This window comes from Planktotalea sp., assembly GCF_050633725.1.
Taxonomy (GTDB): Bacteria; Pseudomonadota; Alphaproteobacteria; order Rhodobacterales; family Rhodobacteraceae; genus Planktotalea.
The window spans coordinates 13076-35895 of record NZ_JBOEHB010000020.1 but is presented as its reverse complement, the minus strand read 5'-3'; the positions used below and the strand labels follow the sequence as shown (position 1 = coordinate 35895).

23 protein-coding genes, 1 tRNA gene and 2 pseudogenes are annotated in these 22820 nt (G+C 55.3%); 14 read left to right on the top strand and 12 right to left on the bottom strand.

The genetic code is table 11. The features are described 5' to 3' along the window. Positions 1 to 9: 9 nt before the first annotated feature. Together ACRBCU_RS15830 and ACRBCU_RS15825 are read right to left on the bottom strand one after the other, a co-directional pair. On the bottom strand, positions 10 to 912 hold the full coding sequence (locus ACRBCU_RS15830; RefSeq protein WP_431366360.1) for a fatty acid desaturase: 903 nt from the start codon (positions 910 to 912) through the stop codon (positions 10 to 12). Continuing rightward, positions 905 to 1123: a DUF2061 domain-containing protein gene (locus tag ACRBCU_RS15825; protein ID WP_431366359.1), complete on the bottom strand. Its 219-nt coding sequence runs from the start codon at positions 1121 to 1123 to the stop codon at positions 905 to 907. Before ACRBCU_RS15825 ends, ACRBCU_RS15830 begins: the two co-directional genes overlap by 8 nt. A gap of 83 nt (positions 1124 to 1206) precedes the next feature. Between ACRBCU_RS15825 and ACRBCU_RS15820 the strand changes: the two genes are divergently transcribed. Then, positions 1207 to 2070 carry a helix-turn-helix domain-containing protein gene (locus ACRBCU_RS15820; protein ID WP_431366358.1) on the top strand — a complete coding sequence of 288 codons (864 nt, stop codon included), beginning with the start codon at positions 1207 to 1209 and terminating at the stop codon, positions 2068 to 2070. Between the two features lie 7 nt (positions 2071 to 2077). Here the strand turns inward: ACRBCU_RS15820 and ACRBCU_RS15815 are convergent, their stop codons facing one another. Then, positions 2078 to 2551 (bottom strand): MarR family winged helix-turn-helix transcriptional regulator, encoded by a 474-nt coding sequence (locus tag ACRBCU_RS15815; protein ID WP_431366357.1) that lies wholly within the window; start codon positions 2549 to 2551, stop codon positions 2078 to 2080. 102 nt (positions 2552 to 2653) lie between these two features. On the opposite strand from ACRBCU_RS15815, the gene ACRBCU_RS15810 reads away from it, so the two are divergent. Beyond that, positions 2654 to 3619 carry an MBL fold metallo-hydrolase gene (locus ACRBCU_RS15810; protein ID WP_431366356.1) on the top strand — a complete coding sequence of 322 codons (966 nt, stop codon included), beginning with the start codon at positions 2654 to 2656 and terminating at the stop codon, positions 3617 to 3619. A 53-nt stretch (positions 3620 to 3672) separates the two neighbouring features. Here ACRBCU_RS15810 and ACRBCU_RS15805 read toward each other — a convergent pair whose 3' ends face one another. The 3 genes from ACRBCU_RS15805 to ACRBCU_RS15795 are packed head-to-tail and all read right to left on the bottom strand — an operon-like array spanning position 3673 to position 6082. Beyond that, on the bottom strand, positions 3673 to 4158 hold the full coding sequence (locus tag ACRBCU_RS15805) for a DUF2867 domain-containing protein (RefSeq protein WP_431366355.1): 486 nt from the start codon (positions 4156 to 4158) through the stop codon (positions 3673 to 3675). A 39-nt stretch (positions 4159 to 4197) separates the two neighbouring features. Beyond that, entirely contained in the window at positions 4198 to 5397 is a 1200-nt protein-coding gene (locus ACRBCU_RS15800) for a DegT/DnrJ/EryC1/StrS family aminotransferase (RefSeq protein ID WP_431366354.1), read from the bottom strand. A gap of 1 nt (position 5398) precedes the next feature. Next, complete coding sequence (locus ACRBCU_RS15795) at positions 5399 to 6082, bottom strand: HAD-IA family hydrolase (RefSeq protein ID WP_431366353.1); 684 nt, start codon at positions 6080 to 6082, stop codon at positions 5399 to 5401. 142 nt (positions 6083 to 6224) lie between these two features. Here ACRBCU_RS15795 and glmU point away from each other — a divergent pair, with 142 nt between their 5' ends. From glmU to ACRBCU_RS15780, 3 genes are read left to right on the top strand one after another with little or no spacing between them, the layout of a single operon-like run. Further along, entirely contained in the window at positions 6225 to 7580 is a 1356-nt protein-coding gene (glmU, locus tag ACRBCU_RS15790; RefSeq protein WP_431366352.1) for a bifunctional UDP-N-acetylglucosamine diphosphorylase/glucosamine-1-phosphate N-acetyltransferase GlmU, read from the top strand. Further along, positions 7580 to 9400 (top strand): glutamine--fructose-6-phosphate transaminase (isomerizing), encoded by a 1821-nt coding sequence (gene glmS / locus ACRBCU_RS15785; protein ID WP_431366351.1) that lies wholly within the window; start codon positions 7580 to 7582, stop codon positions 9398 to 9400. The genes glmU and glmS overlap by 1 nt, the downstream gene beginning before the upstream one ends. Continuing rightward, positions 9397 to 10077, top strand: a complete 681-nt coding sequence (locus ACRBCU_RS15780) for a DNA alkylation repair protein (RefSeq protein WP_431366350.1) — start codon at positions 9397 to 9399, stop codon at positions 10075 to 10077. Before glmS ends, ACRBCU_RS15780 begins: the two co-directional genes overlap by 4 nt. Positions 10078 to 10085: 8 nt before the next feature. On the opposite strand, the gene ACRBCU_RS15775 is transcribed toward ACRBCU_RS15780, so the two are convergent. Beyond that, positions 10086 to 10574, bottom strand: coding sequence for a hypothetical protein (locus ACRBCU_RS15775; RefSeq protein WP_431366349.1), 489 nt, complete (start codon positions 10572 to 10574; stop codon positions 10086 to 10088). 98 nt (positions 10575 to 10672) lie between these two features. Here ACRBCU_RS15775 and moaA point away from each other — a divergent pair, with 98 nt between their 5' ends. Continuing rightward, on the top strand, positions 10673 to 11680 hold the full coding sequence (moaA, locus tag ACRBCU_RS15770; RefSeq protein ID WP_431366348.1) for a GTP 3',8-cyclase MoaA: 1008 nt from the start codon (positions 10673 to 10675) through the stop codon (positions 11678 to 11680). Positions 11681 to 11688: 8 nt separating this feature from the next. Here the strand turns inward: moaA and ACRBCU_RS15765 are convergent, their stop codons facing one another. After that, positions 11689 to 12276, bottom strand: a complete 588-nt coding sequence (locus ACRBCU_RS15765) for a TetR/AcrR family transcriptional regulator (RefSeq protein WP_431366347.1) — start codon at positions 12274 to 12276, stop codon at positions 11689 to 11691. A gap of 108 nt (positions 12277 to 12384) precedes the next feature. Here ACRBCU_RS15765 and ACRBCU_RS15760 point away from each other — a divergent pair, with 108 nt between their 5' ends. The 7 genes from ACRBCU_RS15760 (at position 12385) to ACRBCU_RS15730 (ending at position 19694) form a co-directional block, all read left to right on the top strand. After that, positions 12385 to 12774 (top strand): hypothetical protein, encoded by a 390-nt coding sequence (locus tag ACRBCU_RS15760; protein ID WP_431366346.1) that lies wholly within the window; start codon positions 12385 to 12387, stop codon positions 12772 to 12774. A gap of 102 nt (positions 12775 to 12876) precedes the next feature. Beyond that, the gene (locus ACRBCU_RS15755; protein WP_431366345.1) at positions 12877 to 14169 is read left to right on the top strand and encodes a homoserine dehydrogenase; all 1293 of its coding nucleotides are present in this window, start codon (positions 12877 to 12879) and stop codon (positions 14167 to 14169) included. Positions 14170 to 14338: 169 nt separating this feature from the next. Beyond that, entirely contained in the window at positions 14339 to 15310 is a 972-nt protein-coding gene (gene glpX, locus ACRBCU_RS15750; protein WP_431366344.1) for a class II fructose-bisphosphatase, read from the top strand. Positions 15311 to 15312: 2 nt separating this feature from the next. After that, a complete protein-coding gene (gene recJ, locus ACRBCU_RS15745) occupies positions 15313 to 17058 on the top strand; it encodes a single-stranded-DNA-specific exonuclease RecJ (RefSeq protein ID WP_431366343.1) in 1746 nt (581 codons plus the stop codon). 101 nt (positions 17059 to 17159) lie between these two features. Further along, a tRNA-Glu gene (locus ACRBCU_RS15740) sits at positions 17160 to 17234 on the top strand. Between the two features lie 185 nt (positions 17235 to 17419). Continuing rightward, the gene (locus ACRBCU_RS15735; protein ID WP_431366342.1) at positions 17420 to 18913 is read left to right on the top strand and encodes a calcium-binding protein; all 1494 of its coding nucleotides are present in this window, start codon (positions 17420 to 17422) and stop codon (positions 18911 to 18913) included. A 43-nt stretch (positions 18914 to 18956) separates the two neighbouring features. Further along, positions 18957 to 19694, top strand: a complete 738-nt coding sequence (locus tag ACRBCU_RS15730; protein WP_431366341.1) for a heparan-alpha-glucosaminide N-acetyltransferase — start codon at positions 18957 to 18959, stop codon at positions 19692 to 19694. A 13-nt stretch (positions 19695 to 19707) separates the two neighbouring features. Here ACRBCU_RS15730 and ACRBCU_RS15725 read toward each other — a convergent pair whose 3' ends face one another. Beyond that, positions 19708 to 20046: a MerR family transcriptional regulator gene (locus ACRBCU_RS15725; protein WP_431366340.1), complete on the bottom strand. Its 339-nt coding sequence runs from the start codon at positions 20044 to 20046 to the stop codon at positions 19708 to 19710. Positions 20047 to 20123: 77 nt separating this feature from the next. On the opposite strand from ACRBCU_RS15725, the gene ACRBCU_RS15720 reads away from it, so the two are divergent. Further along, entirely contained in the window at positions 20124 to 21236 is a 1113-nt protein-coding gene (locus ACRBCU_RS15720) for an NAD(P)/FAD-dependent oxidoreductase (RefSeq protein ID WP_431366339.1), read from the top strand. Between the two features lie 119 nt (positions 21237 to 21355). Here the strand turns inward: ACRBCU_RS15720 and ACRBCU_RS15715 are convergent. The 3 genes and pseudogenes from ACRBCU_RS15715 to ACRBCU_RS15705 form a co-directional block, all read right to left on the bottom strand. Then, positions 21356 to 21792: pseudogene (locus ACRBCU_RS15715) on the bottom strand (integrase core domain-containing protein); the annotation flags it as partial. A gap of 117 nt (positions 21793 to 21909) precedes the next feature. Then, positions 21910 to 22472: pseudogene (locus ACRBCU_RS15710) on the bottom strand (TRAP transporter large permease subunit); the annotation flags it as partial. Positions 22473 to 22474: 2 nt separating this feature from the next. Further along, the coding region (locus tag ACRBCU_RS15705) for a TRAP transporter large permease subunit (protein ID WP_431366411.1) at positions 22475 to 22820 on the bottom strand (346 nt) is incomplete at both ends.

The following is a 22820-nucleotide window of genomic DNA, read 5'->3' as shown; positions in this document are numbered from 1 at the left end:
CGCTATGGCCTATCGCTCCTGCGATGACCAGAGCGGATGGGGCACAGGCTCTTTCGCCTTAAAGAAATACGAGCGGAACACCTGAACGTAAGAGGAATAGTAATAGCCTTCGTTAATCTCTAAAAACCGCTCCTTATGGGCGCGAAACAACGCAGGCAGCGCATACCAAGGAACGCCGGGGTGCAAGTGATGCACCGAGTGAAAATTATTGTTCAAAAACAACAGCGCCAACAGTCCACGATCCGCGATGATCACCGTACGTGCGTCTTGAACATGATGGGCTTGATGCTCAAGAAAGGTTCGGATTTTCAGCACAGCGGTTCCAAAATACACCGCAACAAAAAAGGCCCACAGGGGCATTGCTCCAAAATAAATCAACCACAAAATCGGCATCGCAGCTGCGGGGATGTGCCAAAGCCAACTGATCAAAACCCGCTTATCGCCGTCCCTGATCAATTTGAAATCGCCCAGCATGAAAGCGATCTGACCAACCAATGGACCTAACAAGAGCCGCCCTGCCAAAGTATTGTTGATACGAAACAACCCCCTCATCGGCGCGCTCAAAGTCGCCCAAACCGCGGGGTCCAAATAGCAGCTTTCTGGATCGTCATATGGATCGGTCAACCGACTGTCTTCATGGTGCGCCAGATGCGTGTCACGAAAGCGCATGTAAGGAATAAAAAAGCTAATCGCAGGGAATACCAAAGCGGCGTTTAAGTGCTTGTTCCTAAAAGGATGCCCATGCAAAACTTCGTGCGAAAGCGAAGAATGCAAAGCCACGCTCAGGATTGTGACAACGATTGCAAGCGGCAAGGAACCCCCCGCAAGCCACGTCGTCGCAAAGCCGAAACTGCCATAACACAGGATCAAAAGCCCCCATGTCGGCCACTCAAAACGCTTTAACTCAGACATGCCGCCCCCATTTGATCCTGTCCCAAAGGCGTTCATAGAGAAAATAAGTGATCATCCCGATCGCACTATTGAGCAGCGCCATCTTGCCACCCGTTGAAAGCGATCCAGTCATGAAAAAACCAACAATCCCCATGACCAAAAGCCCCATAAGGGTCCAGATGGTCGCTTTGACGATGGCGCGGGTTTTGGTTTGGGCGAGTGGCTGTGTCATGTTCTCTCGCTAATTGAGACAATCCGCTTTGCCCATTCGGAATTTGGTTAACAAAGGCGACATCATGTGAATATATTCACCATATGATGAATTCCGTCGACAAACGCACCCGTGCAACGCTTTTTCGCGCGCGCCTCAATCAGGCGATGCAGGATAGCGCGATGACACAAAGCGAATTGGCCCGCCGCATCGGCGTTGATCGCTCCACCGTCTCGCAACTTTTAGGAGGCAGCGGCGCGCGCTTGCCCAACGCTCATGTGGTCGGGGCCTGCGCCACGGCGTTAAAAGTATCCGCTGACTGGCTACTCGCCTTGTCCGAGCGACCAGAAAGCATTTCGGATTTGCTTGCGACGTCTTTTTCTATGTCCGAAGCACCGCGCGCTTTGATTGATGAGCAGATTTTCGAGTGGCACCGCGAAGCCAAGGGGTACAAAATTCGCCACGTTCCCGCGACCCTGCCTGACATGCTGAAAACCACCGAGATGCTGGAATGGGAATATGCACCGCATTTGGGGCGCACGAGCAAACAGGCGATTGGCGCAAGCCAAGATCGCTTGACTTGGATGAGCGCGTCTCATTCGGATTACGAAATCGCGTTTCCGCTCAGCGAGCTGCGCAGCTTTATGACGGCAAGCGGTTACTACAAGGGGCTATCGCGCGACATCAGGCGCGCTCAAACGCAAAAGTTTCTCGATATTCACGCGCAACTCTACCCCCGCCTTCGCGTCTATCTCTTTGACTCGCATAAGCTTTTTTCTGCGCCCGTCACAATATTCGGCCCGCTGTTAACATCTGTCTATCTGGGGCAATACTATGTCACCTTCCGCGATAGCGCGCGCATCAGCGCCTTTACCAACCACTTTGATACATTGGTGCGCGAAGCTGAAATCCCAGCGCGCGACTTTGCGCGCTTCGTAACCCAGCTCTCGCGCGAAGAAGGTCTATAGCGACCACCTAGTCCGGCAAATCATCAAGTTTTAGTTTTGGTGGATCGGCCTTATCCAGCTTTATGCGTAGATCTTCGAGGTATTGCACCGCTGCGATGCTTTTCTCGTAATCGAGCCCTAACTCGGTAAACCCTTGCTGAACAACCGCATCGGCCCGCTCAAGCAAAACGCGCCCCTTCTCGGTAAGCGCGATCATAACGCGGCGCTCATCGTCTGGATTTCTTTCACGGGTAATTGCACCAAACTCGGCCATTTTCTTCAGCATAGGCGACAGCGTATTTGGCTCAACCCCAGCGCGGATCGAAAGATCGGAAACGGTTAAAGGCCCGGCATCTTTCAACGAATTCAGAATGACGAACTTGGGATAGGTCAGCCCAGTGTCAGAAAGGATCGACTGAAAAAACCGCCCGAACGAGCGGTTGGTTGCGTAGGTGTTAAAGCAAATACGCTGGGTAAAGTAATAGGCTTCTTCTGACATCATCGCCAGAAGTAGTCCTTTGTCGCGATAATTGAAAGGCTTGACATAAATTTCCTCTCGTACGATTAATTCGTATACGATTTAATCTTATTCAGAGGTATTCCTATGACACATCTCACCCGCCGCTCATTCGCTCTTGCCGGCCTTGGCTCTACCGCCACGCTCGGCCTTGCTGCGAGCGCCGCGCCTTCGCTGGCCGCTGGGCATGCGCCAGCCAATCCACCTGCGATGTTTGATGCATCACTTGGAAACTACCGCGTCACCGCGATCTTTGACGGCATGGTCCCGCTTGAGAAAAAGCTGTTCTTTGGCCCAGAGCAGGCTCAAATAGACGCAGCACTTGCTGCTGCGGGCGTTGTTGGCGACGCGCTCCCTGCCCCTGTGAACGCGTTTTTGTTGCAATCGGACAAGCATACGGTCCTGATCGATTCAGGCATGGGTGAATTGCCAATGTTCGGTCCAGGCTTTGGCCGCCTCTCCGCCGCTCTTGCCAGCGCGGGTGTTGCACCAGAAGACATCGACACGATCATCGCAACCCACGCACACCCCGACCACATCGGCGGTTTCTTGGCGGGTGGCAAAGCCGCGTTCGCCAATGCAGAGCTGGTCATTTCAGACGTTGATTATGGCTTCTGGAGCGATTCAGGCATGATGGCGCAAGCCCCTGATGAGGCCAAAGGCATGTTCGGATTGGCCCAACAGGTTTTCGGCGCTTACGCTGATCGCATTCGCCCAGTTGCCGCTGGCAGTGAAATTGTTCCAGGTGTCTCGCTCGAACTTTCACCGGGTCACACACCAGGCCACTCGGTTGTGCATATTGACGGCGGCGATCGCCAGCTGCTGATGGTGGCAGACACAGTTCTGAATACCGATCTGCAAACCGCGATACCAGAAACCTTGTCAGGCTTTGACACCGATCCGGCCCTCGCAGCAAAGTCTCGCGCCGCCCTGTTCGATCGCGCAGCAGCGGACAACATCCTTATTGCCGGCAGCCACGTCCACTTCCCGGGATTTGGCAAATTCGTAAAGGCTGGCGATGCCTATCGTTTTGTTCCAGCCAGCTGGATGTAAAGAGTGCCCTGTGGCCTGAACACTTGTTCGGGCCACAGTTTCCACATCATAAACTAGGCACAAACGGCCGTTTTCAACCGTTTAAGCATCCCGCGCACGATCCAGCGGTGCGCGATCCCAACCGGGATCATATATAGATGGCCAAAGAAATTATGCACCTGCACCGATGAGGTCACTGAAACGGTGTCATCTTGGGTCGAGACACAGGTCATCACATCCAGATGGCGGTCCCGTTCAGTCAGAACAATGACATCTTCACTCATGTGCTCGACTAGGAAAAAATCCAAGCGCTCGCCGACCTTAACAGGACGCGTGCGCGCACCACTGAACCCCTTAATGCGCTTGACGCCGAACTTAGAAGAAATCGCATCTCTCACCCGAAAAGCGATCTTTAGAATAGGCTGCGGATGCGCCATGATGGCATTCCACGCCTCCAATGGGCTTACAGGTCTTTGAAGCTTGATCGTCTGACAATCAAAATAGTTCAGGTCAGACACAGGCCCAAGGACAAAGATATTTCTGTTATCATATCTGATCATAGAGCCAATCTGAGCGTTCTGGCGCGCCAAAAGCGCGAGTTATTCTTTGCCCTGCTGAAATACCGCTGAGACTTCTGCGCGAATGATCCGTGCGATTTGTCCGCAATCGTCTAGCGAGAATGTCAAAGGCAGGCGCATATCAACAATGCTGCGTAAAATGTCGTCCGTGGCGGGCATCGCCTCGCTCGGCGCATAGCGCCAACTGTCATAGCGCGAGGTAAAGCCCGCAGGCTCCGCGCCGCCGAACCATTTCAATTCAACCCCGCGCGCCGCGCAGTTATCAATGACCTTATTGACCGCTACATCGCTCCAGCCGTCCAACAGGAATTGGATGGAAGAGCCAACGTAGCTCTCTTTCTCATGCCGTTTGATCACCGTCAGCCCTGCGGTATTCGCCAAGCCCGCTTCAACCACGCTATAGCGTTCATTCCATCGCGCGACCTGCGTCGACAAATCCGCCAGTTGCGGACGCAAAATCGCTGCGCGCAGGTGATCCATACGCCCCGAAATATTTGGGGTCTCATATTTGATCTGCGCATAGGTCTCCACCGGCGGCCCTGCTAAATGACGCTCAAACAGCATATAGCTGCCAGAGAGCATGATCGCGCGCGCCATCAATTCATCATCATCCGAGACCAGCAAACCGCCCTCGCCCGAATTCACATGCTTATACGTCTGGCAGGAATAACAGCCCATAACCCCGTGCCGCCCGGACCATGTATCACCCCACTTAGCCCCCATTGTATGGGCGCAATCCTCGATAACGGTGAGGCCCGCTGCGTCACATATCGCCATAAGTCGATCCATATCGCAGATATGGCCGCGCATATGGCTCAGCAGTAAAACGCTCGCCTGACCCGCTTTTGCAGCCAAATCATCCAAGTCAATCGTGAGATCACGCGTCACGCCAACAAACACAGGCACCGCGCCAAGCGCAGCAATCGCACCCGGCACAGGGGCCAACGTAAAGGCGTTGGTCAGCACCTTGTCACCCGGCTCCACCCCAACCGCGCGCATCGCAGTGCCCATCGCATAGCCGCCAGAGGCCACTGCAAGGCAATATTTCGCATCAACCGCGCTCGCGAACTCTTGCTCAAGCAATGCGGTTTCACCGTGTTCGCCTTCCGCAACATTGTAGCGGTGCAAACGCCCCGATTGCAGAACCGCCATCGCCGCATCAATGCCCGCTTGCGGGATCGGTTCTTGCTGGGTGAAACTCCCTGAAAAGCGTTCGCTCATGTTAATGTCCTAACAATTTGACTGCCAAATCGGGCAGATCATCAAAGTGATCCAGCAGCGCATCGGGCTTTAATGCGCGGACTTCCGCTGATCCGTTTGCTGAGCCAGGCCCAAAAGTCACAAGCACACTTGGCACCCCTGCCGCGCGCGCAGTGGCATGATCTGTTATCGTATCACCGATCAAACACGATCGCGCAGCGTCACCGCCCGCGCGGCGCACGGCCTCAAAGAACGGCTCAGGATCTGGTTTGCGCACAGGCAAGGTATCTGCCCCGACAAGCGACGCAAACTCGCCCCGAACACCAAGTTTGGTGAGAAGAATCTCAGCGAGGTACTCGGGTTTATTCGTGCAAATACCAACAGCAAACCCATTACCGCGTAGCTGCCCGATCGCGTCCATCGCCCGCTCATACAGCACTGTATGCACATCAATTGCGCTTTCATATGCGTCCAGCAGAATAGGAAACTGCGCATCAATCACAGCTTGATCCGCGGCGCGCCCCGTTTCGCGCTCCAAACCTGCACTCAGCATTGCGCGCGCGCCGCGCACTGCTGTTCCGGCATGTTCTTCAACGCTCAATCGCACGTCCATGCCCATGCCCTCAAAACACGAATTGGCCGCAGCGAGGAGATCACCGCTGGTGTCCGCCAAAGTTCCATCAAGATCAAAAATAACTGTGCGCATCCTGCCTCCGAGCAATAAACGCGCCCCTCGAAAACTGCGGCGCGTGTTACACACCGCAATCTAAGGTGAACACGCGCGACTTGCGGCCTCTCAAAGTTTAGGTAGAACGGCCCTTAACAAATTGCAAAGAGTATTCCCTATTATGAGCATTGCTCTAATTATCCTCGCCGCTGGCAAGGGCACCCGCATGAAATCCGATCTTCCAAAGGTATTGCACCAGGTTGCAAGCGCACCTTTGCTCGTGCATGCAATGAAAAGCGCGGACGCGCTGGAGCCGGCCAAAACCATTGTGATCGCAGGCCATGGCGCTGAAGCGGTCGGCAAAGCCGCCTCAGAGTTTGACGAAAAGGCCGAAGTGGTTTTGCAAACCGAGCAACTTGGCACCGCCCATGCCGTCGCTCAGGCCAAATCCGCGCTCGCAGGTTTTGAAGGCGATGCAATCGTGCTCTACGGTGATACGCCCTTTATCAGCCCCCAAACACTGGATCAGATGATCAAGGCCCGCGCAGCGCATGACGTGATCGTGCTGGGCTTTGAGGCCTCCGATCCTGGGCGTTATGGGCGCCTTGTTATGGACGGCGACAGCCTGTCCAAGATCGTCGAATTTAAGGATGCATCAGACGAAGAACGCGCCATAACGCTCTGTAATAGTGGTGTTATCTGCGCAAACTCGCAAACCCTCTTTGATCTTATTGATGCGGTCGGCAACGACAATGCTTCGGGTGAATATTACCTCACAGATATCGTTGAAATCGCGCAATCCAAAGGGCTTAGCGCGACCTCCGTCACCTGCGATGAAAGCGAAACCCTTGGCGTCAACTCGCGTGTGCAACTGGCCGAAGCCGAGGCAATCTTTCAAGCGAAAGCGCGCAACGCGCTGATGGAGTCGGGCGTCACATTGCACGCCCCCGAGACGGTTTACCTCTCGCATGACACCCACATCGGCCCCGATACAATCGTCGAACCCAACGTGGTTTTTGGTCCCTCGGTCACTGTCGAAAACGGCGCGCATATCCGTGCGTTCAGCCATATTGAAGGCGCTCATGTGAGCCGCGGTGCAGTGGTTGGCCCCTACGCACGCCTGCGCCCCGGCACCGAACTGGCTGAATTCACCAAGATCGGCAATTTCGTAGAAATCAAAAATGCTGTGGTGGATGAAAACGCCAAGGTGAACCACTTGTCTTATGTGGGCGACGCCCATGTCGGAGCCCGCGCAAACATTGGTGCAGGCACCATTACCTGCAATTACGATGGCGTGATGAAGCATCACACAAAAATCGGAAGCGATAGCTTTATTGGATCGAACACATTGCTCGTTGCGCCCGTTTCGGTAGGCGCAAAGGCGATGACTGCGAGCGGTACAGTGGTGACGAAAGACGTGCCTGATGCTGCTCTCGCCATGGCACGCACCAAGCAAGAGAACAAACCGGACCTCGCTGTCAAATTGTTCGATATGTTAAAGAAAAAGAAAGCCAAACGTCAAAAAGGAGCCGAATAATGTGCGGAATTATAGGGGTCCTCGGACAGCACGAAGTAGCACCCACACTGGTTGAAGCGCTTCGTCGCCTTGAATATCGCGGCTATGACAGTGCCGGCATTGCAACCGTAAACGACGGTGTCTTGGATCGCCGCCGCGCTGTTGGCAAACTGGTGAACCTGTCTGATTTGCTGGTGCATAATCCGCTCGCGGGCAAGTCTGGCATCGGTCACACCCGCTGGGCCACGCATGGCGCACCGACGACGGATAACGCCCACCCACACCAAGCTGGCCCGGTTGCGGTAGTTCATAACGGAATCATCGAAAACTTCCGCGAATTGCGCGAAGAGCTTGCGGAACACGGCATTGGCTTTGTGACCGAGACCGACACCGAAACCGTCGCGTTGCTCACCCAGCACTATATGAACACGGGTCTAGGCCCTGTTGAAGCCGCAGAGAAAACCATCGCACGCTTGGATGGCGCCTTTGCGCTGGCGTTCTTATTCCACGGGGAAGACGATCTGATGGTTGCCGCACGCAAGGGCTCGCCCCTTGCGATTGGCCATGGCGCAGATGAAATGTATATCGGCTCTGACGCGATCGCGCTCGCCCCTTTAACCAATCGTATCACGTACTTAGAAGAAGGCGACCGCGCCGTCCTAACCCGCAACAGCCTGATGATCTGGGATTGTGACGGGCATCAAGTTGGCCGTGACATGCGCGTCATCGAGATCGATACGGCTAAAGTCGACAAGGCTGGCTTTGACCACTACATGGCCAAGGAAATCGCCGAACAACCCGCTGTTGTCGGCGCGGCGATCAACAACTATTTGCCCCCCGCTGGCGATGAAATCGTCCTGCCCGGCGGCGATATTGATTTTACCAAAATCGAGCGCCTGACGATGGTTGCTTGCGGCACTGCGTTCTACGCCTGCCTCACTGCGAAATACTGGTTCGAAAAGCTCGCACGAATTCCTGTTGAGGTCGATGTGGCCTCCGAATTTCGCTATCGTGAGCCCCCCATTCCGGCGCAAACCGCCGCGTTGTTCGTGAGCCAATCAGGCGAAACCGCTGACACTTTGGCGGCACTACGCTACTGCTCGGGCAAGGCTGACAAGATCCTGTCCGTCACAAATGTTGCCGAAAGCTCGATCGCACGAGAGAGCGACCAAACCTACCCGATTTATGCGGGCGTAGAGATCGGCGTCGCCTCGACCAAAGCCTTCACATGCCAGCTTACAGTCTTGCTTTCATTAGCTTTAAAGGCCGCACGCGATCGCGGAACGATGTCCGAAACAGAGCTGCTCGAAGCCGCAACAGCAATGCGCGCTCTGCCGGGGCTTTTGAACGTCGCCTTGGAGCAATCCGATGCAATCAAGCGACATGCGCGCAAGCTATCCGAAGCGCGAGATATTCTTTTCTTGGGTCGCGGATTGATGTATCCCCTCGCTCACGAAGGCGCTCTTAAACTGAAAGAAATCAGCTATATACACGCGGAAGCTTATGCATCAGGTGAACTCAAGCACGGCCCCATTGCGCTGATCGACAAGAAGGTTCCGGTGGTCGTGCTCGCACCGTCCGATGACCTCTATGACAAGTCGATTTCAAACATGCAGGAAGTCATGGCCCGCTCCGGCAAAGTTCTGTTGATTTCAGATCGTAAGGGATTGCAAGACGCTGGTGCTGTTTGGGGCGAAATCGTTATGCCCGAGTGCCACACGCTGATCAGCCCGATCATCTATTCAATCCCTGCTCAATTGCTTGCCTATCACACGGCAGTTGCAAAAGGCACGGATGTGGACCAACCGCGCAACCTCGCTAAATCTGTTACGGTCGAATGACCTTAGAGGACGCCCTCGCCGCCCTTCGCGCGCGCATCCAAGAGGGCCGCGCCGAGGGGATGGCAAAGTACCACAAGTACCCGCGCGAGTACCTTGGTATTGCCAACCCCGACTTGAACGATCTGACCAAAGAGTGGCGCAATGCGCTCGACGTTGAGACCCGTGTGCGCCTTGCGTCCGAGCTTTGGCACACAGACATTTTCGAAGCGCGCCTTGCCGCATCCAAGCTACTTACGCAGGCGCGCATTCGCCCTGATGAGGGTGTTTGGGAGTTGATCAAAGGCTGGACGCCTGACTTTGACAGTTGGGCTATTGCCGATCACGCTTGCATGGCAGGTCAAAAACGTCTGACCGCAGACCCTTCTCGGCTTGATGATGTTGAGGCTTGGACAAAATCGGATCACATGTGGACCCGCCGCGCGGCGTTGGTGATCACGTTGCCTTGGACCAAACAGAACAATCCCAAGCCCGAAGACCTCGAAGCGCGCGATCGCATTCTGGGTTGGGCAGCGTCCTATGTGAGCGATCAAACTTGGTTCATTCAAAAGTCAGTTTCTTGGTGGCTTCGTGATCTCAGCAAGCACGACGCCCCCCGCGTGATCGCATTTCTTGAAAAACATGGTGACCAAATGAAGCCATTTGCCCGCAAGGACGCGGCGCGAAAGCTACCTCGCTAACGCCGCCTCTAACCGCCAGAGAAGACTTCGATCTCTGGAAGCTCTGTCAACGGTGCTTCGATCACGCGAAATGCTGCGAGCGAAAGCCGACTGCCAGCCGTTTCGCTGCCCTCTAACGGGATAAGATCAACCTGCACCGATTTTCCATTCTCAGGATAGACGACGCGCCCCGTCCCTTGGGCACTGACCAGCGGCGTTTTGATCCAGAATCCCGCTTGCGCCGGATCCCCAAGCGAAGCAATCGTCACGCCTAGTAATTTCTCGGAGCTTTCCACAGGAGCCTCAGCAGCGGCTTTTCGCTCTTCAGCGGTAGTTACATCAAACTCTTCCGCGGTTCGTGCCTCTTGCGGCACCACACGGCCCAGGCCCGCTGGACGCGCCATGGGGCGAATTTGGCCTTCCGCCGATTCTTCGGGCACCGTTGGCAAAGCCGTTTGTGGAGGCTGCGCGCAGGCAGCAAGCGCTAAAAGGGCAAAGCAAAGAAGTGTACGAGTCATACCCGCATGATTAAAGCCTTCCCCGCAGAACGCAACATCGTGTTTCACCCTCCTTTAGTCCCCTTGCAGCGCGCGCCTGTGCGCACTAGTTTCGCCCTATGAATGCTCCATTGATTGATCCCTTCGCGCGCGCGATTACCTATCTTCGTGTTTCTGTTACGGACCGCTGCGATTTCCGCTGCGTCTATTGCATGAGCGAAAATATGCAGTTTCTTCCTAAGAAAGAGTTACTAACGCTCGAAGAACTGGATCGGATGTGCAGCACATTCATTGGCCTTGGGGTTAAAAAGCTACGCATCACTGGCGGTGAACCGCTGGTACGCCGTGATATCATGACCTTTTTCCAAGGAATGAGCCGCCATTTGGACAGCGGCGCACTGGATGAGCTTACCCTAACGACCAATGGCAGCCAGCTCGCGCGATTTGCAAAGCCGCTTTATGAGGCGGGCGTGCGGCGGGTGAATATTTCGCTCGATACCTTGGACGAAGATAAATTCGCACGAGTTACACGCTGGGGTCGTCTCGCTCAGGTTCTAAAGGGCGTTGATGCGGCGCAAGCGGCAGGGCTTAAGGTAAAGATTAACGCGGTCGCGCTAAAAGACTTCAACGAAGACGAGTTATTCACGATGACCCAGTGGTGCGCAGAGCGCGACATCGCATTGACGTGGATCGAAGTTATGCCAATGGGTGATCTCGGCAATGAAGATCGGGTTGGACAATATTGGTCGTTGAAAGATTTGCGCCGACAATTGGCGCAGCAATTTACCGTGACAGAACTTAGCGAACGCACAGGCGGCCCTGCACGCTATGTGCAGCTAGAGGAAACGGGTCAAAAAATCGGGTTTATCACGCCGTTGACGCATAATTTCTGCGAAAGCTGCAATCGCGTACGACTAACCTGCACGGGCGAGCTATATCTCTGCCTTGGCCAAGAGGACATGGCCGATCTGCGCGCGCCCTTGCGCAACAACCCAAAGGACGATGCTCCTTTGAAGGACGCGATTCACAAGGCGATCGGATTGAAACCCAAGGGGCATGATTTTGACTACTCGCGTCAAAAAGCCGATGGGCAAGTCACCCGCCACATGAGCCACACAGGCGGATAAACTGGCTGTCAGGCGCCCACAGCTTTGCGCACCATTTGCCAATAGACTTCTTCCACCGCGTCCCGGCTGAGCGCTCCACTATCGCGATACCATGTCGTCACGCCTGTCAACATCGCAATGACGGCGCGCGCCGCGACTTTCACATCAACCACATCGAACGCGCCTGTGCGATGGCCCGCGCTCAAAATCTCGGTCAACTCGCCCTCATATTGGCTACGGAGCTTTTCAATCTGAGCGAAATGCGGCTCTGTAAGATTGCGCAATTCCATGTAAGCGATGAAAACTGCATCAGGACGATCAAGGTGAAAGCGGATGTGAAACCGCGTAAAGCCTTCAAGCGCCGCCACTGGTCCATCGGCAGGCTCTTGCGCAGCGCGCGCCGCGAGCAATTCGTCCATGTGCTGCTTCATCAAATCATACAAAAGCGCCTGTTTGTCGGGCGTATAGTTGTAAAGCGCACCCGCTTGCACGCCAACATCCGCCGCAATTTGGCGCATAGAAACAGCGGCATAGCCGGATTGCGCAAATAATTTCTGCGCACTTGCGCGCACGCGCGGGCCTGTTGCGGCCGAATGTGATCCTTGAGTACGTGCCATACGCGCGATGTTATCTGAACATACGTTCAGAAAAAACCACTTTTGCGAACAACCTTGCTTCGCCTCTTGCCCTACGTCAAAAGGATCAAAAGAAACGGATCCGATTTTATGCTCTCTTTGCGTGCCTTAGTTGTTTTCTCTCTCGCGATTGGCGCGGCCAGCCTACCTGGGTGCCGCAAATTTCCAGAGGTCGAAGTCTCCGAAGCGCAATTTGATAGCAAAACCCCTTACCCCAAGCTGATCCCCTTTGAGACATTGCTCAAAGAACCAGAGCCAAGCATCACAGACGAAGTCGAAGAAGATCTCACAACACGCCGCGATGATCTTTTGGATACGCCCGATGCGGATGATCTGGAGGAAGCCAAAGACCCGGTGCTCGACCGCATTGATGCTTTGCGAAAGCGGCGAGATGAGCAAACAACCAGCGATCCGATTATTGATGATGAATTGCGCAAACGCTTGGAAGGCGGCATTACACCCCCGACCGAGCCCGAGTAGCATGCGAAAAACGCAAAAGCGCTCATTGCTGCGTTGCACCTGTGCTTTACCATAGCTAAACGCAAATCAGATAAGTAATCCCGTCGCCTGAAGGAGCCCCAGATGAGCCAACAAACGCCACTGCGCCTAGGAATTGCCGGTCTGGGGACCGTTGGAACAGGCGTCGTCAAGATTGTACGCCAGCAAGCAGCCCTTTTAGCCGCACGCGCAGGCCGCGAAGTCGTGATCACGGCGGTTAGCGCACGCGATCAGTCACGAGATCGCGGTGTCTCACTAGGCGGATATGCTTGGGAAACCGATCCTGTCGCATTGGCGCAGCGTGATGATGTTGATCTCTTCGTTGAACTGATCGGCGGCGATGAAGGCCCCGCCAAAGACGCCGTCGAGGCCGCGCTTGCGGCTGGTAAAGACGTTGTAACCGCGAACAAAGCGCTTTTGGCGCACCACGGGCAGGCCCTTGCTGAAACAGCAGAAAACGCTGGAAAGGTCATTCGCTACGAAGCGGCGGTTGCTGGCGGCATCCCAGTGATCAAATCGCTATTGGAAGGCCTCGCGGGCAATGAAATCACGCGCGTCATGGGCGTGATGAATGGCACATGTAACTATATCCTGACCAATATGGAAAAGTCGGGGCGCGGGTACAATGCGCTCTTTGATGAATGTGCTGAGCTTGGCTACCTTGAAGCGGATCCCAACCTTGATGTTGGCGGCATCGACGCGGGTCACAAACTCTCGCTCCTAGCCTCCGTTGCCTTTGGCACTCAGGTTGATTTCGACGCGGTCGAACTTGAAGGCATCCAGCGGATAGAGCTGCAAGACATCAAACATGCCGCTGACATGGGGTTCAAAATCAAACTCCTCGGCGTCACGCAAATGACAGGTCGCGGGCTTGAACAGCGTATGACGCCCTGCCTCGTTCCCGTTACCTCGCCTTTGGGGCAACTCGATGGCGGCACCAATATGGTGGTGATCGAAGGCAACCAAGTGGAACAGGTCGTGCTTCGAGGTCCGGGCGCTGGCATGGGCCCAACCGCAAGCGCAGTAATGGGCGATGTTATGGATATCGCGCGCGGCATCCGTATTCCAACCTTCGGTGTGCCCGCAGATCAACTCAGCAAAGCAACGCCAGCGCTCGCTTCAACGCCTGCGCCCTTTTACTTGCGCGTTGGCCTGAAGGACAAACCGGGCGCAATGGCAAAGATCGCAACCATTTTGGGCGAAGCAGGTATTTCCATCGACCGCATGCGCCAGTACGGACATGAAGATGAAACCGCGCCCGTGCTCATCGTCACGCATAAATGTATGCGCCAAGCCTTGAATGAAGCTATCGACGCAATCAACAAAACCGAAGTGGTCGCAACGCCGCCCGTCGCTCTGCGCATCGAACATCTTTAAACGTCTTACGTCTTTGGTCCAAATTGTCTCGCGAGAGCGCGGATCGGCTGACCCTCTCGCGCCCAAAGCCGAATGTCAGCGCAAACACCACAAAGTCAGCGCAAGCAGCCCTTGTCTTGCGCGCTTCATCCCGCTAGGCAAATTCCAACAGATCGAGTTAGGAAGCCCAATGTCTCAGCCAACAGATTTCAATGACCGCATGCTTTCGCTGGGCCTTGCCCGCGTTGCCGAGCAAGCCGCAATCGCCTCTGCCAGCCTTATCGGGCGCGGCGATGAAAAGGCCGCTGACCAAGCTGCTGTGAACGCAATGCGCGAGCAGCTCAACTTGCTCGACATTGCTGGCGTGGTTGTCATCGGCGAAGGAGAGCGCGACGAAGCTCCGATGCTCTACATTGGCGAAGAAGTCGGGACAGGCAATGGCCCGGGCGTAGACATTGCGCTCGACCCGCTTGAAGGCACGACGCTCACCGCGAAAGATATGCCAAACGCTTTGACCGTGATCGCGATGGGTCCACGTGGCTCTATGCTGCACGCCCCTGACGTCTACATGGACAAGCTGGCGATTGGCCCGGGTTATCCTGAAGGCATCGTTACGCTTGATATGCCCTACGCGACGCGCGTTTCGGCGCTGGCCTCTGCCAAGGGCTGCGCTCCGTCCGACATCACCGTTTGTATTCTTGAGCGTCCGCGCCACGAAGAAATGATTGCTGAAGTGCGCTCGACAGGCGCGTCCATTCGCTTGATCACGGATGGCGATGTTGCGGGTGTTATGCACTGCGCGGAACCTGAACTGACAGGCATCGATATGTATATGGGCTCTGGCGGCGCACCTGAGGGCGTTCTCGCAGCGTCCGCGCTAAAATGCATGGGCGGTCAAATCTTCGGCCGCCTGTTGTTCCGCAACGATGACGAACGGGGCCGAGCATCCAAAGCTGGCATCACTGATTTCGACCGCATCTACAGCCGCGACGAAATGGTAACGCAGGACGTTATCTTCGCCGCAACTGGCGTGACGGGCGGAACGCTTTTGCCTGCGATCAAACGCGAAGTTGGCTATGTCACAACCGAGACCTTGATCATGCGCTCAAAGACCGGATCGGTCCGTCGCATGACCTACCGCAACCCGACTGCTGCAGACTAAACATGGGCGCGTTCCTAAATGTGGAACGCTCTTTAACGGGTCGGCGCTGGGTCGGCCCGGATATTGAAATCGCGCGCCACGCTGAAGCAATGGCGCAGGCCACGGGCCTGCCTGCCCCGCTCTGTAACGTCTTGGCCAAGCGCGGAGTTGCGCCCGAAAATGCAGACGCCTTTCTCGCGCCGACCTTAAAAGATTTGCTGCCCGATCCGCGCTCATTGCGGGATATGGAAAAGGCAACTGCGCGCATCCTCGCTGCGGTCAAAGCCCGTCAGAAAATCGCAATCTTCGCGGATTATGACGTCGATGGCGGAACCTCCGCCGCCTTGATCATCGACTGGTTGCGTCACTTCGATCAAAGCGCAACGCTTTATGTGCCTGATCGTATAGACGAAGGATATGGCCCCAATGATGAGGCTATGTCGATGCTCGCAAGCACACATGACCTTATCATCTGCGTCGATTGCGGCACGCTTTCTCATGGCCCTATCGCTGCGGCAAAAGCCGCGGATGTTGTCGTTCTGGACCACCATTTAGGGGGCGAAACGCTCCCGCCAGCTCTTGCTGTGGTCAATCCAAACCGCGCCGATGAGACTGGAGATCTGGCCCATCTCTGCGCCGCCGGCGTTGTGTTCTTGATGCTCGTTGAAGCAGGTCGCCAACTGCGTGAAGATGGGGCGCAAGGCCCGAACCTGTTGAACATGCTCGATCTTGTGGCCCTAGGCACCGTCGCGGATGTTGCGCCGCTAATTGGTGTGAACCGCGCTCTGGTTCGCCAAGGCCTTACCGTTATGGGCCGCCGTGAACGCGTCGGCATCACAGCACTCGCAGATGTTTCGCGCATGGATACCGCGCCTAGCTCCTATCATCTCGGCTTTCTGCTTGGCCCACGCGTCAACGCAGGCGGGCGCATTGGCAAAGCCGACCTGGGCGCGCGCCTGCTCTCTACGCGCGATCCACACGAAGCCTCTGCAATGGCCGAGCGCCTTGATATGCTCAACACCGAACGCCGTGACATAGAGAACCAAGTACGCGCGGCCGCGCTGGAGCAAGCCGAAGAACGTGGCTTTGACGCGCCGCTCGTTTGGGCAGCTGGCGAGGGCTGGCACCCCGGAGTTGTTGGCATTGTTGCGTCCCGCCTCAAAGATGCAGCGCATCGTCCATCGATCGTTATTGGGTTTGATGGGAATGCTGGAAAAGGCTCAGGTCGCTCGATCTCTGGTGTTGATCTCGGGGCCGCAATCCAGCGCCTTGCGCATGAAGGGCTGATTGAAAAAGGTGGCGGTCACAAAATGGCGGCGGGCCTCAGCTTGTCTCGCGCGCAGCTCGAACCTGCAATGGCGCGGCTGTCCGAACTTATGGCCAAACAGGGAGCGGGCGATGCTGGCCCTGCCGATCTGCGCCTCGATGGCGGCATGCTCATGCCCGGTGCAGCGCAGGTCGAGTTGATCGAGCAAATCGAACAGGCTGGTCCCTTTGGCGCAGGTGCCCCTGCCCCGCGCTTTGCTTTTCCAGACGTTGAGATTCGCTTTGCCAAACGCGTGGGCGAAAGCCACCTAAAAGTCACCTTCGGCGATGGGCTTGGCGCACGTCTTGAAGCAATTTGCTTTGGCGCGATGGATACCCCGCTCGGCCCAGCCCTTGAGAATCACAACGGCCAGAGATTCCATCTGGCGGGCCGTTTAGAGGTAAATTCATGGGGCGGACGCCAGAGTCCGCAGCTTCGTTTAGAAGACGCAGCACCTGCTTGAATTGGCTGAAATTTCCCTCTGAAAAACTTCTACGAAAAAACTGTTTTTTGCTCTTGCGCGGCTCGGCGTCTTTGCCTAGAAGTCGCCTCACGCCACAGAGCGTCCCGTTCGTCTATCGGTTAGGACGCCAGGTTTTCAACCTGGAAAGAGGGGTTCGATTCCCCTACGGGATGCCAGTGGCATTTTGAGTTTTCGAATACTCAAGATGCAGGCACCCTACCTCAAGAGAAAATGAATTTGCAAAGACCGCATCCGCACATTCTGCGTTTGATTTTTTCTTGTCTTTTGATCTAGATTTCCAGCCATTCATTACGCCGCAACTTCGAGCGGCGTTCTTTTTCAATTTAGATAGGAAATTTCTATGGCCTTCACCTTTATCGAAACCGAAGTAAATGTCGTTCAAGCCCTAAGCGATGATGATATCACCTATGTTCTGGAAGGCGGTAGCGTGCGGCGCGCTTCGGGCGATGCATTTACTTTGAACGGCGATGATATCTCAATCTTTATCGACGGTCTGATCGTTGTTTCAAGCAATGGATTTGCTTTTGAAATAGACAGTGGAGCTCGCGCAAACATCGTGATCACCGAAAATGCTCAGGTCTTCCAAAATACCTTTGGCGGCTATCTCGCTCTTGCGGAGTTTCAGGGCTTTTCAACCGATGGTCACATCATCAATCACGGGCAAGTCACGTCAGGCACAGGTGTTTCCTTCGTCTCAACCGTCGGCGGTAACACGTTCACCAATACCGGCTCTGTTGTGCTAACCAGTGACCAAACCTATTCGTCAGCAGCTGCTTTTTGGCATTCGGGTGGGACATTTATTAACTCTGGCACCGTCAACTCCGCCAACAGAAGCGCAGTGTTCTCCAGCACGAACAGCAACGGAAACAATACAGTCATAAACTCTGGCGACATGACGGCTGATATCGGCGTGCTCATTCAGGCTGGCTTTGCAAATTCTTTGACATTCACAAATTCAGGAACGCTCATCGGGACGAGCGGCGTCGCGATTGAAGATCAAGGCGCGGGATCAGAGTATTATAACTCGGGTTCGATCCTGGGCGATATTGATGCGTCAAACGCAAATGGAAGCACTTTCCTGCAAAACACAGGCTTCATTGATGGGGATGTCAGACTAGGTGGCTCCGAGGATGAATATTACGCCAATGGCAACGGCTATGTAGCGGGCGACGTGCTCGGCGGCGGCGGCCAAGATCTATTGATCGGCGCATCTCAAGCGGATGTCTTCTTCGGCGAGGCGGGCGCTGACACGCTGCGCGGTCACGGCGGTGATGATGAACTCGCAGGCGGTGATAACAGTGATTTGCTCTTAGGTGGCAAGGACGATGACACGCTGGATGGCAACAGTGGCACCGACACCTTGCGCGGCGCGAGCGGCGATGACGTTCTCTTTGGTGGCAAAGGTGATGACATCGTGAAGGGCGGGCGCGATGACGATGATCTCTCAGGTGGCAATGGTGATGATACGCTTAAGGGCGGCTCCGGCGATGACACGCTCAATGGCGGCGGCGGCCAAGACCTTCTGATCGGCGGATCTGGCCTTGATACGTTTGTGTTCAACGATATCTCTGAGAGCACCAACGACGGTGACCGCGATGAAATTCTCTACTTTGAAACGGGCGATCTTATTGATGTCGCCGCCGTTGTTTCGGGTGTTCTGGAATTCATCGGCGACGCTGCATTCACGGGCACGGGAGACGCAGAACTGCGGGTCAAAGAGTACGCGAGTGGGCACTCAAAGGTCTATCTGGACACCGATGGCGATGGCTCTGGCGATATGCGGATTCTTCTCACCGACACGCTTGGACTAGGCGCGTGCGATTTCATCTTATAGAGGAGAGTTCTAGCGCGCAAAACCAGCGCGAAGGAATTCAACAATGCCAGCACAGCCCAGAGTCGCGCTGATCGACATAGCCAGAACACTCGCACTCATCGCGATGGTGATCTTCCATTTCACCTATGATCTGGAACTCTTTGGCTTTGCGCCGCAAGGCACAATGGCCAGCCTAGAGTGGCGCTTGTTCGCTCAAGGCATTGCTGGCAGCTTTATCTTCCTGTCTGGCGTCAGCCTTGTGATCGCGACGCTTGGCGGGCCCCTTGCCCTGCGCAAGTATTTGCGCAGGCTCGCCATGCTCGCCCTTGCGGCGGCCGCGGTGACGATTGGCACCTATTTCGCCAATGGCCCCGCTTTCGTGCGCTTTGGCATCTTGCATCTGCTCTTTGCCGCGAGCCTACTTGGCCCGCTGGCGTTGCGCGCGCCTTTCTGGCTGACACTTGCAAGCGGGGCGATCATCCTCGGCCTGCCCCACCTCGCAAACTGGCCGTTCCTCGGCGACGTGCGTTTGCTCTGGATTGGCGTAACCAAAGCGCCGATGCCTGGCATGGTCGACTACGTACCGCTTATTCCGTGGCTTGGCGTATTCCTCATCGGAATGGCCGCCGCGCAATTGATCGCGCGCTTAGGCAAATGGCCAAACATCGCGGCGCTGATTGATCCCACTAAGCCACTCGCAAAATGTCTGTCATGGCCGGGGCAACATAGCCTTGCGATTTATCTGATCCACCAACCCGTGCTTTTTGGAGCGGTCTATCTCGCGCGGATCTTAGCAGGCTAATCGAGCCATAGGCTCACGATGAAATGGAAGCCTCTAGAAACTCAACGACCGTTTCAATCTGCTTGGCGCGCTCTTTCAGCTCTGCGATTTTCTGCTGGACGACTTTGCGCGCATGATCCTGATCACAACTGCCTGCGACCGCCTCAACAATGCTGCGCAAATCAGCAACGGACATGCCCGCCTCGCGGGCACCATTAAAGAACCGCAGCCAGATCAAGCTGTCCTCGGGATAGTCGCGATAGTTATTCGTCGCGCTTTCCCCTGCTGTCGAGGTAATCAATCCGTTGCGTTCATAAAACCGAATTGTATCGCGGCTCACGCCTGACTTTTCAGCAAGTTCACCAATGCGCATTTCAAATCCTTAAACCATGGACTTAAGTCTATTGTTTTCCGTTTTCACTCCCCTTATATGATCTTCGAAACGACAAAGTGCAACATCACGGCACACAAAGGACACATGTTATGAGCAAACGCATCGCAATTATCGGCGGCGGCAATCTTGGCGCGGAACTCGCAAAATCGCTTGAGGGTGCAGCCGAGGTGACGCTCATCGAGCAGAACAGCCACTTTGTGCAGGCCCCTGCGATGATCCGCGCCGTTGTTGACCCGTCAGTGCTTGAGACCGCGCTAATCCCTTATGACAACTTGCTTACGCAGGGAAAAATCGTTCAGGCACGCGCTTCAAGCGTTGATGAAACGGGCGTAACGCTTGAAGACGGCAGCCGCATTGAAGCCGACTATATCGTTGTTGCAACCGGTTCCAGCAACGCGATCCCGTTCAAGCCCACAAGCACGGGAATTGAAGGGCTGCGCAGCGACAGTGCCCGAATTCACACTATGCTGACGCAAGCAAACAGTGTCGCAATCGTTGGCGCTGGCGCTGTTGGCACAGAGCTTGCAGGCGAAATCGCGCATTTCATGCCAGAAAAATCCGTCACGCTGATATCCAGCGATACTTCGCTTTTCCCGACGATGCCAAAGGCACTGGGTCGCGGCCTGATGGGTAAGTTGAAAGCGGCAGGCGTGAACGTCATCACTGGCGCGCGCGCCGAAAACCTCGAAAGCTTGACGCAGCCATATAAAGGCACGCTAAAGCTGAGCAACGCAAGCGAAGTCACCGCTGATCTGATCTTTCCTGTGATCGGCTCGCGCGCAACATCCGGGTTGTTAGAGCAGCTTCCCGAAACGGTCAAAAGCAATGCAAATCGCGTAAAAACAGACCCTTGGATGCGCCCGTCCAGCTTGCCGAACGTTTTTGCAGCGGGCGACATTGCCGATAACGGCGATGCCATGACCATCGTGGCCATCAGCCGCCAAACCCCTTGGCTTGCCAAGCTTTTGACCTCATTGGTAAACGGCGGCAAGGTTGAGGACACCAAACCCTACAAACCTTGGGGCAAAGCGCCCATTCTGGTGCCGCTTGGCCCCAACAAAGGCAACTCGTTCCTACTTCTCTTTACGGCAGGAAATTTCTTAACCAGCCGGATCAAAGGCAGGGATTTGTTCCGCTCCAAATACAACAAATTGTTCAATCGCAGCTAGACTGGCTTGGAGCAGGAAAAGTGAAGCGCGTATAACAGAGTTCTGTTATACGCTAGGTCCTTGGCGATCAGTGCACTGGTAATCCCCCCATTTTTAGTGGGATCCAGCCGTAAAATTAAAGCGGCTGCCTTCAGTTTCATGGCGGGTGTCAGGGCGCCGATACCCATGTTGAATCGCTCGTTATTGTAAGTCCAGAGCCATTCAGTCGCCTGCTCTTGTGCCTCCTCGATAGCTTCAAAGATATATTGCCCCAACCATTCACCGCGAACAGTGCGGCTTTACCGCTCAATGTAAGCATTCAGTTGGCGCTTTCCGGGTTGGATACATTCGAGCCGCACATTCCGTTTCTCAGCCCATTCCATGAGCTTCGCACGACACGCTCGGCTGGCACCGAGAAGTCGACTTCGACGCACAAGCCAAAGCCCCAACTTCGCGTGTTGGCTTTCAACCGCCCTAACCGCTCGGCGATCTCTTCGTTCTCATCACTCAGCAAAGGGCTATAACGATAGCGGGTGTCGCTGATTTAAAGAGTACGGCACGCCAAGGCTGTGTTGACGGTGAAGTCGGCACCGATTTGTTAAGGCTGGGTTAGGCTTGGCATAACAGGTCGCCAAAAAAATAACGCGCCCGAATTGCTTCGGACGCGTTGATGCCACACTGGCGTGTGTAAGCCCTAGTTCGTGATGATCTCCGGCCCCATGAAATAGGTCGGCAGGAACGTCGAAATCCAAGGGATATAAGTCACCATAATCAGGAAGACGAAGAGCACCGCAAGGAACGGTAGCGCCGCGCGTACAACCCGCATCATCGGCATTCCAGCCACGCCAGACGTCACAAAGAGGTTCAGACCAACGGGCGGTGTGATCATCCCGATTTCCATGTTCACCACCATGATGATCCCGAGGTGGATCGGATCAATGCCGAGCTCGATCGCAATCGGGAACACCAATGGCGCGACGATCACGATGAGGCCCGAGGGCTCCATGAACTGACCACCGATCAGCAGGATCACGTTGACGATCACAAGGAACATCACCGCACCGAACCCCGCACTGAGCATGGCGCTCGCGATTTGCTGCGGGATCTGCTCGTCCGTGAGAACATGCTTGAGGATCAAGGCGTTGGCGATCACGATCATCAGTGTGACGGTCAATTTGCCCGCCTCGAACAGCGTGTGGCGCGTGTCCTTGTGCCCCCATGCGGTGAGCAGGGCAAGCGGTTTGGACAAGAGCGAGANNGCGTTGGCGATGATGAACATCAACGTCACTGTCAGCTTGCCCGCTTCAAAGAGCGTATTGCGTGTGTCCTTGTGAAAGAAAGCCGTCACCAGCGCGATGGGTTTTTCGATCAAAGAGAGGTTACGCTCGCCTTCAGGGCGGTGCAGCGGCCCCATATCACGATAAACAAAGCTCGCGATGAAGAAGGCATAAACGGCCGCAACCGCAGCAGCTTCGGTCGGGGTAAAGATACCGCCATAGATGCCACCAAGGATGATCACGATCAGGAACAATCCCCAACCCGCTTCCGAACCAGCGGCCCAAACTTCGCCCCAGCCCTTCCACTCGCCTTTTGGCAGGTTCTTGA